Here is a 15,848-nt window from a genome sequence, read left to right as displayed (position 1 = left end):
CCACCGCCGGGTGGCGACACACGAACCGGCTGGATCAGGCCTGGTGCTTGAGGATGTAGTCGGCGGCGTCGCCGACCGTCTTGAGGTTCTTGACGTCCTCGTCGGGGATCTTGACGTCGAAGCGCTCCTCGGCGGCGACGACGACCTCGACCATGGACAGCGAGTCGACGTCCAGGTCATCGGTGAAGGACTTGTCCAGCTGGACGTCCTCGACCGGGATACCGGCGATCTCGTTGACGATCTCGGCGAGACCGGTGACGATCTCTTCCTGCGTGGCGGCCATGTTGGCGCTCCTTCGGTGTGTATCTGTGCTGGGTTCGGTTTCCGGGCGAAAAGACCCGGTGTGCCTAGGGGAGGGTAACGACCGTCGCGGCGTAGACGAGACCCGCCCCGAAGCCGATGACGAGCGCGGTGTCGCCGCTCTTCGCCTGACCGGTCGCCAGAAGCCGCTCCATAGCGAGCGGAATCGAGGCGGCGGAGGTGTTGCCGGTGGTCTCCACGTCACGGGCGACCGTGACGTGCTCCGGCAGCTTCAGGGTCTTCACCATCGAGTCGATGATCCGCATGTTGGCCTGGTGCGGAATGAAGACGTCCAGGTCTTCCGGTGCGATCCCGGCCGCGTCCAGCGCCTGCTGGGCGACCTTCGCCATCTCGAAGACGGCCCAGCGGAACACCGCCTGGCCCTCCTGCGTGATGGCCGGGAACTTCTCCGGACGGTCGGCGTGGAAGGTGTCCCACGCCACGGTCTGCTTGATCGTCTCGGACTTGTCGCCCTCGGAGCCCCAGACCGTCGGGCCTATGGCGGGCACCTTGGACGGGCCGACGATGACGGCACCCGCGCCGTCGCCGAACAGGAACGCCGTCGCGCGGTCGCTCAGGTCGGTGAGGTCGCTCAGCCGCTCCACACCGATCACGAGCACGTACTGGGCCGAGCCCTCGACGATCATGCCCTTGGCGAGCGTCAGGCCGTAGCCGAAGCCCGCGCAGCCGGCCGAGATGTCGAAGGCGGCGGGCTTGCCCGCACCGACCTTGTGGGCGATCTCGGTGGCGATGGCCGGGGTCTGCTTGAAATGCGAGACGGTGGAGACGATGACCGCGCCGATCTGCGACGGGTTGATCCCGGCGTCGGCGATGGCCTTTCCTGACGCCTCGACGGACATCGCGGCCACGGTCTCCTCCTCGGAGGCCCAGTGGCGGGTGGCGATGCCGGACCGGGAGCGGATCCACTCGTCGGACGAGTCGATCGTTTCGAGGATCACCTCGTTCGGCACGACACGGGTCGGGCGGTAGCCGCCGACACCCATGATCCGTGCGTACGGGGCGCCCTGGCTGGGCTTGATCTTCGACATGCTCTCGGGCTCCTTAGGCGCCCGCGTGCTCAGCGATGAGCGCGCGGGCCGCGTCGAGGTCGTCGGGGGTCTTGAGCGCGAGGGTCCGTACCCCGGGCAGCGCGCGCTTGGCGAGACCGGTGAGCGTGCCGCCGGGGCAGGCCTCGATCAGCGCCGTGACGCCCAGTTCCTTGAAGGTCTCCATGCACAGGTCCCAGCGGACCGGGTTGGCGACCTGGCCGACCAGGCGCGAGATGATCTCGGTGCCGGTCGCTACGGTCCTGCCGTCGGCGTTCGAGACATATGTCACGACCGGGTCGGAGACCTCCAGAGCCGCGGCGGCCGCACGGAGGCGCTCGACGGCGGGAGCCATGTGGTGCGTGTGGAACGCGCCGGCGACCTTCAGGGGCACCACGCGGCGCACGCCCTCCGGCTTGTCCTCGACGAGCGCGGCGATCTGCTCGGCGGTGCCGGCGGCGACGATCTGGCCGGCGCCGTTGACGTTCGCCGCGGTCAGACCGAGCTTCTCCAGGTGCGGGACAGTGACCTCGGGGTCCCCGCCGAGCAGCGCGGCCATGCCCGTCTCGGTCACCGCCGCGGCCTCGGCCATGCCGAGTCCGCGGGTGCGTACGAGACGGAGGGCGGCCTCGTCGCCGATGACTCCGGCGAGAGCGGCTGCGGTGATTTCACCAACGCTGTGACCTGCGACGACGCTCGGTGAAGCGTCGAGCGCGGCAGCGGACAGCAGACCGGCGGCGACCAGCAGCGGCTGAGCCACCGCGGTGTCGCGGATCTCCTCCGCGTCCGCCTTGGTGCCGTAGTGGGCAAGGTCGAGCCCGATGGCGTCGGACCAGGCCGCGATGCGGTCGGTGGCACCGGGGAGGTCGAGCCAGGGAGTCAGGAAGCCGGGCGTCTGAGCGCCTTGGCCGGGAGCGACGAGTACGAGCACCCTCACACTCTCTCTTGTGAACGGTCCGGAACACCCGTGGGGACAGGGACGAAGAACCGTATGGGGAATTGTTGATGTCCGACAAAAGTCTAGGACTGGAGATCTCTGTCGGCCAGACGCCCCAGGATCAGGGCGATCCGCAGCGTGAACGCCGAGCGGACATCCGAGGGTGACCATCCGGTGACGTCTGTCACACGTCGGAGCCGGTAGCGCACGGTGTTGGGGTGCACGAAGAGCATCCTGGCAGCCCCTTCGAGGCTGCTCGCCTGTTCCAGATACACACTCAGCGTCTCCAGGAGGGCAGAACCCGCTTCTTCGAGCGGTCTGTAGATCTCCTCCACCAACTGATCCCGCGCGGCAGGGTCGCCCGCCATCGCGCGCTCCGGCAGCAGATCGTCCGCGAGAACCGGCCGCGGGGCGTCCTGCCAGGCGCCGCACGCCTTGAGTCCGGCGGCGGCCGCCTGCGCGGACCGGGTGGCCGCCAGCAGGTCGGGCACCACGGGGCCGGCGACGACCGGCCCCGCCGCGTACGGGCCGATCAGCGCCTTCGCGACCTGGAGCGGGTTGTCGCTGCCGCCGGCGATGACGACCAGACGGTTGCCGAGCACCCCGGTCAGGACCTGGAGCTTGGCGTGCCGGGCCGCCCGTCTGATCGCTTCCACGGTCAGCTCGCTGTCGCCGTCCGGGGCCGTCCCGAGCAGCACACAGACGTGCTCGGGGGAGTTCCAGCCGAGCGCGGCGGCCCGGGACACGGCGCCCTCGTCGGCCTCACCTGACAGCACCGCGTTGACCACGAGCGATTCGAGCCGGGCGTCCCAGGCGCCCCGGGCCTCCGCCGCCTGGGCGTACACCTGGGCGGTCGCGAAGGCGATCTCGCGGGCGTAGACGAGCAGCGCCTCGCGCAGCACCGACTCGTCACCGGGCGCGGCGACTTCGTCGATCGCGGCCTCCATGACCTCGATCGTCGTGCGCACCATCTCGACGGTCTGCCGCAGCGTGATCGCCCGGGTCAGCTCGCGCGGAGCCGTACCGAAGACATCGGTCGAGATGGCCTGCGGGGTCTCCGGGTGGCGGAACCACTCGGTGAACGCGGCGATACCGGCCTGGGCGACCAGGCCGATCCAGGACCGGTTCTCCGGTGGCATGGCCCGGTACCACGGCAGTGACTCGTCCATGCGGGCGATCGCGTTCGCGGCCAGCCGGCCGGAGGACTGCTCCAGTCGTTTCAGGGTCGCGGCATGGAGATGGGCGTCGTTCGCGGCGGGCTGCTCAGGATCGGGTCGGGGCACGGACACAAGACTGCCTTATCCGGACGTCCGACCGGAGGGGTGGGGCCGGTGGCGCAAGATCACGTCGCTTCGCGTGGGAGTCGATGAGCCGGGCCGTCGGCCGCGCGGGCTACCGTGGGCGGGTGATTTCCGTACATCGCTCGGGCGACCGTTTCAGGGGCGGGGACAAGGAAGCCGGCATCGAGTCCCGGCACTCCTTCTCCTTCGGCACCTTCTACGACCCGGACAACCTCCGCTTCGGCCCGGTCCTGGCCTGCAACGAGGAGCGCCTGGCCCCCGGCGCGGGTTTCGACGAGCACCCGCACAGCCACACGGAGATCGTGACCTGGGTGGTGGAGGGGGAGCTGACCCACCGCGACTCCACGGGCCACGCCACGCTCGTACGGGCCGGGGACGTCCAGCACCTCAGTGCGGCGGGCGGCGTCCGGCACGTCGAACGCAACGACGGGGAAAGCCCGCTGACGTTCCTTCAGATGTGGCTCGCACCGCTGGAGCCGGGCGGCGAGCCCGCGTACACGACGGTCCCCGGCATCGCCGACTCCACCCCGTACGCCCTCCCCGAGGCGGGCGCGATGCTCCATGTGCGGCGGCTGGGGGAGGGGGAGCGCACGGCGGTGCCGGACGCGCCGCTGGTGTACGCGCACGTGGTGGCCGGAGAGGTGCGGATCGGCGACGAGGAGCTGGCGCCCGGCGATTCGGCGCGGATCACCGCGGAGACCGGGCTTGAACTGATCGGCGGCACGAGCCGGTCCGAGGTGCTGGTCTGGGAGCTGCCGGGCTGATTGCCCGTCACCACGACCAGGTCGGCGTGAGTGGTCCGCCGACCCGACAACCGGCCAACCGGGCGCGAATTTCGGCTATCGCCGTGAAGCGTCTCGACCCGGAGCCGAGGGCCGTGGAAATCTGCCGGTGCCTCAGGAATACGTCCTTGGTTCGCCCGCCGTTCGCTCCGGCGGCCTAGTTTTCGCAGGCACGCGCCGACGTCCCTCCCCCCGAATCGCTCCCCCGGAGGTGCCCCTGATGTCTCTCCACACCATTGAGCCCCCCTGTCTCGACAGCGAGACCAGCGAGACCAGCGAGACCAGCGAGACCAGCGCGAACAGCCAAAGCAGCGCGAACCCCAACGAATTCCGCATCACCCGGCGCCGGATGCTCCAGACGGGCGCCGTCGCCCTCGGCGCGATGGCCGTCGGCCCGGTAGCCGAAGCGATCGGCGGGGCGCAGGCCGGTGCGGCCGAATACGTCCTGCCCAAGGGCTTCAAGGGCGACATCTCCGACCTCAAGCACGTGGTGATCCTGATGCAGGAGAACCGTTCCTTCGACCACTACCTCGGTCAGCTGCCGGGCGTGCGCGGGCACCACGACAAGCAGGTCCTGAGATTCCAGGACGGCACCGACGTCTTCCAGCAGCGCGACGCCACCGGCGCCATCGTGAGACCCGCCGAGTCGACCGCCACCTGGAGCGACAACCACAACTTCTACGGTGCCAACGAGGGGCGGTGGAACACCTGGGTGAAGGACAAGGGCGACCACTGCATGTGGTACTACACGCCCGACTACATGCCGTGGATGTACTCGCTCGCCTCCCAGTACACCGTCTGCGACATGAACTTCTGCTCACTGCACGGGCCGACCATCCCCAACCGCTACTACCTGATGAGCGGTTCGGGCGGCGGGGAGGTCACCAACGCCAAGCAGAACGACTACAGCCGAAGCTGGACCACGGTCCCCGAGCAGCTCCAGCAGGCCGGCATCGACTGGCGGGTCTACTCCGACAACAGCGGCAACGGAGTCGGGGGCAGCCTCCAGAGCGGTTACGTCGGCGAGTACGGCTGCAACGTCACCAACAGCTTCAAGTCCTTCGACCCCCGCACGGCGGACGCGGCCGACCTCGAACCCGGCACCGGCAAGATCTGGAAGGCCAACTCCTTCGTCTACGAGGGCGCCACCACCCCCAACGACGATTCGGACGCGAACCTCGACGCGGTGCTCCGCGATCTCGTCGCGGCCTGCGAGCCGGGGGCCGAGCACCCGCTCCCCGAGGTCTCCTGGGTGGTGATGCCCGCCGCGTGGAGCGAGCACCCGGGCTTCGACACCGTCCACGGCGAGCGCTACATGAACAAGGTCCTCCGGACGCTCCAGAGCAACCAGGACATCTGGAACCACACCCTGGTGATCATCACCTACGACGAGAACGACGGAAAGTTCGACCACGTACTGCCCCCGCGCCCGGAGGCGGGCACGGCCGGTGAGTTCTCCGGCACCACTCCGTACGGGTTCGGCCCCCGGGTGCCGATGCTGCTGGTCTCGCCGTGGACACGAGGCGGCTACGTCGCCTCGGAAGTGTTCGACCACACCTCGACGGTGAAGTTCCTGGAGACCTGGGCCTCCCATCTGGGCAAGCCCTTCACCTGCCCGAACATCACCGACTGGCGCCGCTCCATCGCCGGCGACCTGACCAGTGCGATCGACTTCGCGCACCCGCGGCCCGGTCCGGTCGTCATCGCCGACCCGGTCACCGGGACACCGCCCAAGCCGTCACGGAACCGGATGACGCCGCGCGGCCTCTCCTTCCACCCGCACACCACCCTCACCGAGGACCGGTCCGCCGGCACGGTGACCGCGTCCATGACGCTGGCAGGCGGTCCGGCGGGCAAGGCGGTGAGCCTCCAGGTCTTCCCCGACCGGTACCTCGCCTTCGACAACACGCCGTACACGGTGACGGAGGCGGCCCCTCGTTCGTACACCTGGGATGCCACGGAGACCGACGGCAGGTACGCCTTCTCCGTCTACGGGCCCGACGGCTTCCTGCGCTCCTTCGCCGGACAGGTGATGCCCGAGCGCGAGAGCAAGAGGCACATCGGCATCCCGCGTGTCGAGGCGGAGCTCGTCGGGGGCAGGCACGCCATGGTCAGGCTGAGGCTGCACAACGACGGAAGGCAGCCCGTCCGTTACACCCTGACGGCCAACGACTACCTCGGCGGCACCCGGAAGTACATCGTGCCCGGCGGCTTCTCGACCGTCGTGCACTGGCCCACGGAGCACGGCTACTACGACGTGGTGCTCACCGCGGGTACCGGGACCGGCTGGACGCAGCGGTACGCCGGCCGCGTGTCGACGGTCTGAGGCGACAGAAACGGCCCGAGGCGACGGAAGAGGCGACGGAAGAGGAGACGGGAGAGGGGACAGGCGGGGCCGGGGACCGCGGACCGTCCCGCGCCCCGGCCCCCGTACGGCGCGACGCGGCCGTTACGCGGCCGTTACGCGGCCAGCTCCGCCAGTACCGCGTCCGTGAACGGCGTCCAGACCTCGGCGGCCCACGGGCCGAAGGCCCGGTCGGTCAGTGCCACGCAGGCCGCTCCCGCCACCGGATCGATCCACAGGAACGTGCCCGACTGACCGAAGTGGCCGAAGGTCGCGGGGGAGGAGTTCGCGCCGGTCCAGTGCGGCGACTTGGAGTCCCGGATCTCGAAGCCGAGGCCCCAGTCGTTGGGGTTCTGGTGGCCGTAGCCCGGCAGTACGCCCTTCAGTCCGGGATGGACGACGGTCTGCGCCTCCAGGACCGTGCGCGGGTCGAGCAGGCGCGGGGACTGGACCTCGGCCGCGAACCGCACCAGGTCGTCGACGGTGGAGACGCCGTCGCGGGCGGGCGAGCCGTCCAGCGTGGTCGCCGTCATGCCCAGGGGGTCCAGGACCGCCTGTCGAACGTATTCCGGGAACGGGATGTCGGCGGCCTTGGCGATGTGGTCGCCGAGCACCTCGAAGCCCGCGTTGGAGTACAGCCGCCGGGTTCCGGGCGGTGCCGTCACCCGGTGCTCGTCGAAGGCGAGGCCGCTGGTGTGGGCGAGCAGGTGCCGGACCGTGGAACCCTCGGGCCCCGCCGGTTCGTCGAGCTCGACCGCGCCCTCCTCGTAGGCCACCAGGGCCGCGTAGGCGGCGAGGGGCTTGGTGACGGAGGCGAGCGGGAAGCGGTGCGCGGTCGGACCGTGCCGGCCGAGGACGGTGCCGTCCGCTCGTACGACGGCTGCTGCCGCGGTGGGGACGGGCCAGTTCTCGATCATCGCCAGGCTCTGCATGCGTACGAGGGTAGGTTCTGTCCGGTCCCCGTAGAAACCCGCACCCGGTTGCGCTTGCTTCGAGTGCACTCCAAGGTTCTAGCGTGGAGGGCATGACGGTGATGGAGACCGATTCGACGAGGACCGACATCTGCGTGACGGCCCCGGAGGCGCACCCGCGCCCCGAGGGGCAGGACCAGTACACGATCAGCGAGGTGGTCGCGTTCACCGGGCTCACCGCGCACACCCTGCGCTGGTACGAGCGGATCGGGCTGATGCCGCACGTCGACCGGTCGCACACCGGCCAGCGCCGCTTCACCAACCGTGACCTGGACTGGCTGACCTTCGTCGGCAAGCTGCGGCTGACCGGTATGCCGGTCGCCCACATGGTCCGTTACGCGGAGTTGCTGCGCGAGGGCGACCACACCTTCGAGGAGCGGCAGGAACTGCTGGAGGCGACCCGCCGCGACGTGCGGACGCGGATAGCGGAGCTCCAGGACACCCTGGCCGTCCTCGACTACAAGATCGACTTTTATGCGGGCGCCCGCACGGCGCCGGAAAGGCCCAGTACCTGATGACTGACAACAAGATCGCCACAGTGGAGCTCGGCATCGGCGGCCCGCAGGTCGGCGTCCAGGGGCTCGGCTGCATGGGCATGAGCGAGTTCTACGGCGACACCGACGAGTCGTCCGCGCGCGAAACGCTGGAGACGGCCCTCGCGGCGGGCGTCACGCTCTTCGACACCGCCGACATCTACGGCAGCGGCGCCAACGAGACGTTCATCGCACCCTTCGTCGGGGCGCACCGCGACGAGATCACCCTCGCCACGAAGTTCGCCATCGAGCGGCGCGACGAGGACCCGCACTACCGGGGCGTGCGCAACGACCCCGCGTACATCCGGCAGGCCGTCGAGAACAGCCTGCGCCGGCTGAACACCGACGTCATCGACCTGTACTACATGCACCGCCGCGACCCGGCCGTGCCGCTGGCCGAGTCCGTCGGCGCGATGGCCGAGCTGGTGCAGCAGGGCAAGGTCAAGCAGCTCGGGCTGAGCGAGGTGACCGGCCCCGAGCTGCGCGAGGCGCACTCCGTGCACCCGATCGCCGCGCTCCAGTCCGAGTGGTCGCTCTTCAGCCGGGACGTCGAGCGCAGTGCGGTGCCCGTCGCCGCGGAGCTCGGCGTGACCTTCGTGCCGTACTCGCCGCTCGGCCGGGGTTTCCTGACCGGGGCGTTCACGGACGCGGGCAAGGACCTGGCGAAGAACGACTTCCGGCAGTTCCAGCCGCGGTTCACCGGCGACAACGCGAAGACGAACGTCGCCCTGCTCGAACCGGTCCACAAGATCGCCGCAGCGCACGGCGCCTCGGCCGCCCAGGTGGCGCTCGCCTGGGTGCAGCAGCGCGCACAGGTGCACGGCCTGACCGTGGTGCCGATCCCGGGCACCCGCAGGAGCAGCCGTCTGCTGGAGAACGTCGGCGCGACCCGGATCACGCTGACCGCCGACGAACTGGCCCTGCTGGAGCCGATCGCCGGCCGGGTGGCGGGCGACCGCTACCCGGACATGAGCTCGACCTCCGCGGCCCGCGAGTAGCGGACAACGGGCCTTGCCAGGTCAGTCCTTGGGGACCCGGATGACCACGGTGCTGCACACCTTGTCCGAGAAGGTCTGCCTCTTGGCGTCCCACAGTGGCCACAGCCAGCCGAGGTAGCAGGGAACGCCGTCCAGTATGTGCGCGAGCTTGCGCGCGAACGCCATGCCGAAGCCCAGCGTGCTGCCGTCGGTCTCCCGGCGCACGCTGATGCGGAGGACCTTCTTGCCGGTCGTCTGACCGGTCTTGCCCTCCCGGTAGAGCTGGTAGAAGCCCATGGCGAAGAGGTAGAGCAGGCCGACCGCGAAGAAGGGCCCGGGCTCTGCCTCGGCCATCGGACCGTCGCTCCTGGCGAGGTCGATGAAGCCCAGCGCGTACATCGGAGCCACGATGATCAGCAGGTCCAGCAGCCACGCGCCCACGCGCTCGCCCCAGTGGGCCAGTGGCGGCAGACCCGACCCGGGCATGCCGTACATCCCCGGCGGCGGGTATGCCCCGTAAGGAGGCTGCTGATAGCCGTACTGCGGCTGTTGATGGCCGAACTGCGGCTGCTGGTAGCCGTACTGCGGGGGTACGTCCTGCGGTGCCTGCTGCGGATGACCGGGCTGCTCGTGCGAAGGCTGTTGGCCGTAGGGGTTGTTCGGGTCCCCGAAGCTCATGGCGAAGTCTCTTCCGTGCCGGTGAGGGTGCGAAGCACCTGAGCGGGGTCCGTCCCACGGCACTCGTGGTTTGCCCCCGCACAGGTGCAATCATGAGCGTTCATCGTGTTCGTAGTACCGGCTGCTTGTCCAGTTTCAACGGGCCTGCGCGGGGACGCCGTCGGCGATGGCGGCGAAGGCCCGCAGCGATTCGGTGCCGGGTGCGAAGTAACCGGTGTGCCCGTGGGCATCGTCGGCGGGCACCCGGCGGGCACCGAACGCGGGGGAGGCCGGGTCGGCGCCGTGGCCCAGCCCGGCGAACTCGACGTGCGGCACCTTGTCGATCCAGTCGCTGGGGTCCTTGGCGGCCCATACCCGGGCATCGGTGTGCAGGGCGCGGACGTTGTCGGCGCGCATGCCGGGCGATCCGAGGACGACCAGGTCGGTGGCGCGCAGCCGGGACGCGGCGAGGCCGCAGACGACCGAGCCGTAGCTGTGGCAGAACACGGCGGGCGTGGGCACACCGTCGGCGGCCAGGCCGTCGTCGAACCGGGTCAGCCGGTCGGCCCCGGCCTCGGCGAGCGAGCCGGTCGCGGCGTCCACGCCGAGGCCGACGGGGGTGGTGTACCCGGCCCAGGCGATGACGGCGCTGCCCGGACCGGTCCGCGAGTAGAGGGACTTGGCCATGCCCGCCGGGGTGCCGTACACGTCGTTCGTGCGGTCGAAGGTCCCGGCGTCGATGTCCGAACCCGGCACCACGACGGACACCCGTCGCGCGGTCCTCAAATCACCGAACACCTCGGCCACTTGGCCCCGGCCACGCGGATCGAACGCGAGGATCCGGCGGTGGCCGCCGGTCGTGAGGTGGGCGTACCGGGGATCGTGACCGGCCTTCAGGGCAAGGGCGTTGGCCCGGTACCGCAGTTCGATCGGTACGCCGTCGAGGTTTCCGACGACGAGTGGGTGCCGGGTGACCAGCGTCTGCCGGTCCTTGTCGCTCAACCCGTCGAAGAACGCGCTGACTTCGGCGGGCGTGTCCCGTTCCGGGTCGGGCAGCTCCCGTCCCAGTACGTGGTCCGTTCGCCAGGCGGCGGTGCCGGGGGGCGGGCCGGTCAGCGCCTGCTGGGCGTTTCCGGAGGCCCAGCCGGCTGTCCCCGCCACGACGGTGGTGGCCAGTGCGACCGCGACCAAGGTCCTTGCGTAACGGCGCATGCGACCGTGAACCCTCCCTCTCCGGCTGAGCCGGCCTCTGCGCGCTGTCCGGCGCGATGGAGGGAAGGTAGGGAGGGGATGTGGGCCGGGGCGTCACACCCGGGTGCCAACCGGGGAGTGGTACCGGGGTAGGGGGTGTACGGGGCCGGCCCGGGGGCTCCGTACACGGACCCCGGTCCTCGATCGCCGGACGACGCCCGGCGAACCCGCCCGCCTCAACCCTCGCCCGGCACCACCAGGCCCGCCTCGTATGCGAAGACCACCGCCTGGGCACGGTCCCGCAGGTCCAGCTTGGCCAGCACCCGGCCGAAGTGCGTCTTCACCGTCTGTTCCGCCAGCACCAGCCGTCCGGCGATCTCCTGGTTCGACAGCCCCCGGGCGATCAGCCCGAGCACCTCCGTCTCGCGCGGCGTCAGCCCGTTCAGCCGCAGCGCGGGCCCGTTGGGGCTCGCTCCGGACGGGCGCTGCCGGGCGAAGTCCGCGATCAGGCGGCGGGTCACCGACGGGGCGAGCAGTGCGTCGCCCGCCGCCACCACGCGTACCGCCGAGATCAGATCCGCCGGCGGGGCGTCCTTCAGCAGGAAGCCGGACGCCCCGGCGCGCAGCGCCTCGTACACGTAGTCGTCCACGTCGAACGTGGTGAGCATCAGCACCTTCGGTACGTGCGCCACGCCCACCGGCGGGTTCAACAGCTCGCGCGCCGCGGCCAGTCCGTCCAGCTCGGGCATCCGGACATCCATCAGCACCACGTCCGGATGGACCCGGCGGCTGACGTCGACGCCCTGGCGCCCGTCCGGCGCCTCACCGACCACATCGATGTCGCTCTGCGCCGCGAGCAGCGCCGCGAACCCCGCCCGCACCATGGCCTGGTCGTCGACGATGATCACACGGATGGTCACGCGTTCTCCGGATTCGGTGGCAGGGGCGGTGGCAGCGGCAGGCGTGCGGCGACCCGGAAGCCACCGTCCGGCAGTGGGCCGGTGTCCAGCGTGCCGCCGGTCAACCGTACGCGTTCACGCATGCCGACCAGTCCGTGTCCCGTCCCCGTCGTCTCCAGTGGTGCGAGCGACGAACCCGTTTGCTCCGGCGGTTCGTTGACGACCAGCACCGTCAGATGCGTGCCGTCGGAGCCGACCGACACCCGGGTCCTGGCACCCGGTGCGTGCCGGACCACGTTGGCGAGGGCCTCCTGCACGATCCGGTACGCGGACAGGTCGACCGTCTGCGGTACGCCCTTCAGCCCCGTGGCCAGCGACAGTTCGGCCGGGAGCCCCGCCCGTACCGTCGCCTCGACCAGCTGTTGCAGCCGGTCGAGCCCCGGCTGCGGTGTCCGTTCGGCCTCGGTGCCCTCGCTGCGCAGCACCTGCAGCAGCCGCCGCATCTCCCCGAGGGACTCCCGCGCACTCGCGGCGATCGAGTCGAACTCGTCCCGGACCTCGTCCGACAGGCCGCTCAGCCGGTACGGGGCGGAGTCCGCCTGGACCGTGATCACCGACATGTGGTGCGCGACCACGTCGTGCAGCTCGCGGGCGATCCTGGTGCGTTCCTCCAGCAGCGTCCGCTGTGCCCGTTCGGCCTCGCTGATGGTCTCCTGCTCGGCCAGCCGGCGCTGTGCGACGCCCCGTTCCCGTACCGCCGCGCCGATCACCAGTGCCACGGCGCCGAGGATGAACACCAGGAGCGAGTTGTCGGTGCTGTGGTCGGAGGAGAGCGGGTACAGGAGGAGTCCCGCGGCGCCGGTCGCCAGCCAGACGCCGACCAGGGTCTGCCGGCGTTCTCGCAGGCCCAGGGCCAGGAGCAGGAAGAGGTAGCCGACCTGGCCGGGTGGTGTCCACGGCCAGGCGTCGCGCTGCCCGGCGTCCTGTCCGAGCAGCACGACCGCGCCCAGGATGTTGGCCGGGAAGACGATCCACCAGGCCTGGAGCGGCCGGTGCGCCAGCATCAGCAGCGGGGCGGCCTGCGCGACGGCCAGCACGGCCGCCGCACCGCCGTTCAGCGCGTACTGATCGGTCAGGACCGTGATCGTGACCGGGATGAGGATCGTGGCGAGCGCGAGGACGACCACGTACGGCAGGAGCCGCTGCCACCGCTTCCGGGCGCCGGCCAGCGGCGGGGTCGGCGGATGGGAGGGGTGGGACAGTCCGTGGGCGATCTCGCGCAGGTTGCGGCGGGCGGCGCTCAGCAGACCGTCCGCCGGCGGGGACGGCGGGGACGGGGGCGGGGAGGAAGTGGCCATGGCGTGATCAGGGTAGGCAGCGAAACCGTCCGCCCGCGTCATCCCGGGGTTCCGGTTCCGGGGCGGCCGGGGTCGTACGGGCGTATGACCCCGGCCGTACGGGCGTATGACCCCGGCCGTACGGCCGGGGCGCCACCGGGGCCCGGGGAGCAGGCCCTACAGCTCGGCGAGCAGCTGGGCCTTCTTCGTGCGGAACTCGTCGTCCGTCACCAGACCCGCCTGGTGCAGCTCCCCGAGGTGGCGGATCCGCTCCGCGATGTCGGCGGGGTCGCGGCGTCCGGCGGAGGCCAGGGGCGCTGTCGGGGCGGGGGACGACTGCTTGCGGCGCACAGACTCAAGTACGGCCGCGGCGAACGGCAGCGATTCGTGCACGGGGCCGTAGCCGAGGCCGAAGATCACTGCGGCGGGGTCCTCGTCCACCCGGGTGGGGCGCGCGGCCAGAGGCTGCGCGCTCCGGGCGGTGCCCGTACACAATGCCCCTCCCGCGAGGCCCGCGCCGGTGGCCGCGGCCGGTCCGGCGGCCTCCAGCCCTCGCGGGACCAGCCTCAGATAGCCCTCGAAGGCCTCGGGTGAGCGCCACTCGACGCCGCTCAGTTCGGTGACCGGGAACGTCTGGTCGCCCGCCTTCCACTTCTCCGACGAGGCGCCCGTCCAGAACCACCGGAAGGAGATCCGGTCCCCGTCGAAGCTGGCCCGGCCGTCGTACGCCTTGAAGCGCATCGGTGCCTCCGGCGCGGCGACCAGGAAGCGGTCGGCGGGTTCCCCGGCGTCGGGTCCCAGCCTGGCCCGCAGCTCGTCCGCGTAGTACTCGGCGAGCGTCTCGCGTTCGGCGGGGAGCACCAGACGGTACGGGTCGCAGCCGTCCCCCAGCTGTCCGGCCGCGGCCTCCAGCAGTGGATCGGCACCGGGTCTCGGCACGGCACGCAGCACCACCGTGCCCCGCTTGCCCGGAGTGAGCGTCACCGACGACAGCGCCGTATGCGGGACGCGGCGCTCACGGAGGCTCTGGAAGAGTCTCGGCGTGCGGATACCCCGTTCGAAGCGGATGAGCACGGAGTCGGTGTCGAACTCCCAGGTGGCTTGAATTCCGGCCAGCACATCACCCATGTGCCTCATCGTATGCGGCACTTGCCCGCACGTCGCCCCTCGGCGTACACCGCAATCAGTGATCGGTCGCGGATCGCGCGCGGCTTTCTACGCGCGTCAGGCTGTCTCGCCGCCGGAAATTCGTTGGTGGCAGGCGTCGTCGGCCTGGGCACACGTCACCGCGCCGTAGGTGCCGACACCGATCGCGGCGAAGTTGTCCAGACTCTCGGTACCCGGCTCGAAATAGCCGCTGTGACCGATCGCGCCACCTGCCGACGCGACCCGTGCGCCGAAGCCCGGATCGACGGGATCGGCTCCGTGGCCGAGCCCGCCGAGCTCCAGGTTCGGCACGTCCTCGATCCAGTCGTCGCGGTCCCGCATCGCCCACACATTGGCCCTGGTGTGCAGCTGGCCGGCGTTGTCGACCCGCATCCCGGGACTGCCCGCGACCGCGATGTCGGTCACCCGGCCGGGCAGTTCGTCCGCGGCCACCCCGCACAGGACGGAGCCGTAGCTGTGGCAGAACAGCGAGACGGGTGCGGTGCCGGGGAGCGCGCCGACGAGCGCGTCGAGCCGGACGGCCCCGCGTTCGGCGAGTCTGCCCAGGGCGGCGTCCATGCCCAGGCCGGCGGGCGCGGTGTAGTCGGCCCAGGCGATCACGGCGGTCCGTACACCGGAGCCCGCGGACCGCTCGGCCGCGTACAGGGACTTGGCCATGCCCACCGGCGCGGCGTTGGTCTTGGCCCCCGTCCGCTCCAGCGTGAGCAGGTTCGTGTCGACGCCGGGGACGACCACCGAGACCCGCTCGGCCCGGTCCAGATCGCCGAAGACCTCGGCGGCGTGGCCCTGGCCGGACGGGTCGAACGAGAGGAAGTGCCGCCCGTCGGCGAGCATCGACCGGAAGCGGTCCGCCCGGCGCAGCGCGGCGGCTCGGCCGTCCGGGGAGAGCCTGGTGTCGTGCGCCCGTTCCTGCTCGGCCGTGCGCGCCTGCACGAGCGCGAGCCGGTTGGCCCGGTAGCGCAGGGTGACCGGTGCGCCGTTCAGATTCCCCACCACCAGCGGGTACTTGTCCGCGAGACCGGTGCGCTGCGCGGCCGTGAGCGTGGCGAAGAAGTGCGCCAGCTTGTACGGCTGGGCGTCGGCCGGCGGGAGCGCGTGTCCCGCTATCGAACCCTTGGCCCAGGAAGCGAGTGCGACAGTGCGTGGCTCGTCGGAGCGTTGATGACGCACCGCGGTCCAGCCGGTGGTCGCCAGCATCACGAACACAACCGCGATGGCGAGCAGAGTGCGCCATGCGGTGAGCGTCGGGGAGGAATCGAAGGAAGTCACTTCCGCCCACACTAGGAGACGCGTGCCGGAGGCCGTTAAGCGGGTGACGCACATCACCCGGCTTTCGGGAATGGAACGCCGCTTCCCTCACGCTCCGTACGGGCCTCCCGCACGCTCCGCCGAGCTTCGCGTCCCTC

At 70.8% G+C, this 15,848-nt stretch carries 15 protein-coding genes; 4 read left to right on the top strand and 11 right to left on the bottom strand.

Annotated features, from left to right (window positions below; genetic code table 11):
* Nucleotides 1–34: 34 nt before the first annotated feature.
* From ACFVJX_RS04075 to ACFVJX_RS04060, 4 genes are all read right to left on the bottom strand, one after another.
* A complete protein-coding gene (locus ACFVJX_RS04075; RefSeq protein ID WP_024490626.1) occupies nucleotides 35–283 on the bottom strand; it encodes an acyl carrier protein in 249 nt (82 codons plus the stop codon).
* 64 nt (nucleotides 284–347) lie between these two features.
* A complete protein-coding gene (locus tag ACFVJX_RS04070) occupies nucleotides 348–1,349 on the bottom strand; it encodes a ketoacyl-ACP synthase III (RefSeq protein ID WP_384124198.1) in 1,002 nt (333 codons plus the stop codon).
* Between the two features lie 13 nt (nucleotides 1,350–1,362).
* Nucleotides 1,363–2,277, bottom strand: a complete 915-nt coding sequence (locus tag ACFVJX_RS04065) for an ACP S-malonyltransferase (RefSeq protein ID WP_384124390.1) — start codon at nucleotides 2,275–2,277, stop codon at nucleotides 1,363–1,365.
* 89 nt (nucleotides 2,278–2,366) lie between these two features.
* Nucleotides 2,367–3,566 carry a CdaR family transcriptional regulator gene (locus ACFVJX_RS04060; RefSeq protein ID WP_123470709.1) on the bottom strand — a complete coding sequence of 400 codons (1,200 nt, stop codon included), beginning with the start codon at nucleotides 3,564–3,566 and terminating at the stop codon, nucleotides 2,367–2,369.
* A gap of 122 nt (nucleotides 3,567–3,688) precedes the next feature.
* Between ACFVJX_RS04060 and ACFVJX_RS04055 the strand changes: the two genes are divergently transcribed.
* On the top strand, nucleotides 3,689–4,348 hold the full coding sequence (locus ACFVJX_RS04055; RefSeq protein ID WP_384124200.1) for a pirin family protein: 660 nt from the start codon (nucleotides 3,689–3,691) through the stop codon (nucleotides 4,346–4,348).
* Between the two features lie 238 nt (nucleotides 4,349–4,586).
* The gene (locus tag ACFVJX_RS04050) at nucleotides 4,587–6,692 is read left to right on the top strand and encodes an alkaline phosphatase family protein (protein ID WP_384124202.1); all 2,106 of its coding nucleotides are present in this window, start codon (nucleotides 4,587–4,589) and stop codon (nucleotides 6,690–6,692) included.
* Between the two features lie 134 nt (nucleotides 6,693–6,826).
* Here the strand turns inward: ACFVJX_RS04050 and ACFVJX_RS04045 are convergent, their stop codons facing one another.
* A complete protein-coding gene (locus ACFVJX_RS04045) occupies nucleotides 6,827–7,642 on the bottom strand; it encodes a serine hydrolase domain-containing protein (protein ID WP_384124204.1) in 816 nt (271 codons plus the stop codon).
* A gap of 92 nt (nucleotides 7,643–7,734) precedes the next feature.
* On the opposite strand from ACFVJX_RS04045, the gene ACFVJX_RS04040 reads away from it, so the two are divergent.
* Nucleotides 7,735–8,196 carry a MerR family transcriptional regulator gene (locus ACFVJX_RS04040; RefSeq protein ID WP_384124206.1) on the top strand — a complete coding sequence of 154 codons (462 nt, stop codon included), beginning with the start codon at nucleotides 7,735–7,737 and terminating at the stop codon, nucleotides 8,194–8,196.
* Entirely contained in the window at nucleotides 8,196–9,212 is a 1,017-nt protein-coding gene (locus ACFVJX_RS04035) for an aldo/keto reductase (protein ID WP_384124208.1), read from the top strand. Before ACFVJX_RS04040 ends, ACFVJX_RS04035 begins: the two co-directional genes overlap by 1 nt.
* 21 nt (nucleotides 9,213–9,233) lie before the next feature.
* Here the strand turns inward: ACFVJX_RS04035 and ACFVJX_RS04030 are convergent, their stop codons facing one another.
* The 6 genes from ACFVJX_RS04030 to ACFVJX_RS04005 form a co-directional block, all read right to left on the bottom strand.
* The gene (locus tag ACFVJX_RS04030; protein ID WP_384124210.1) at nucleotides 9,234–9,869 is read right to left on the bottom strand and encodes an RDD family protein; all 636 of its coding nucleotides are present in this window, start codon (nucleotides 9,867–9,869) and stop codon (nucleotides 9,234–9,236) included.
* A 135-nt stretch (nucleotides 9,870–10,004) separates the two neighbouring features.
* The gene (locus tag ACFVJX_RS04025; protein ID WP_384124212.1) at nucleotides 10,005–11,060 is read right to left on the bottom strand and encodes an alpha/beta hydrolase; all 1,056 of its coding nucleotides are present in this window, start codon (nucleotides 11,058–11,060) and stop codon (nucleotides 10,005–10,007) included.
* A gap of 215 nt (nucleotides 11,061–11,275) precedes the next feature.
* Nucleotides 11,276–11,959, bottom strand: coding sequence for a response regulator (locus tag ACFVJX_RS04020; protein ID WP_384124214.1), 684 nt, complete (start codon nucleotides 11,957–11,959; stop codon nucleotides 11,276–11,278).
* On the bottom strand, nucleotides 11,956–13,296 hold the full coding sequence (locus ACFVJX_RS04015) for a sensor histidine kinase (protein WP_384124216.1): 1,341 nt from the start codon (nucleotides 13,294–13,296) through the stop codon (nucleotides 11,956–11,958). The genes ACFVJX_RS04020 and ACFVJX_RS04015 overlap by 4 nt, the downstream gene beginning before the upstream one ends.
* 156 nt (nucleotides 13,297–13,452) lie before the next feature.
* A complete protein-coding gene (locus tag ACFVJX_RS04010) occupies nucleotides 13,453–14,403 on the bottom strand; it encodes a DUF4429 domain-containing protein (protein WP_384124218.1) in 951 nt (316 codons plus the stop codon).
* A 96-nt stretch (nucleotides 14,404–14,499) separates the two neighbouring features.
* Nucleotides 14,500–15,711 (bottom strand): alpha/beta hydrolase, encoded by a 1,212-nt coding sequence (locus ACFVJX_RS04005; RefSeq protein WP_384124220.1) that lies wholly within the window; start codon nucleotides 15,709–15,711, stop codon nucleotides 14,500–14,502.
* Nucleotides 15,712–15,848: the final 137 nt, after the last annotated feature.

The sequence above is a fragment of the Streptomyces sp. NPDC127177 genome (assembly GCF_042672475.1).
Taxonomy (GTDB): domain Bacteria; phylum Actinomycetota; class Actinomycetes; order Streptomycetales; family Streptomycetaceae; genus Streptomyces.
Note: the sequence above shows the minus strand (reverse complement) of the source record. Positions and strands in the feature narration are given on the sequence as shown.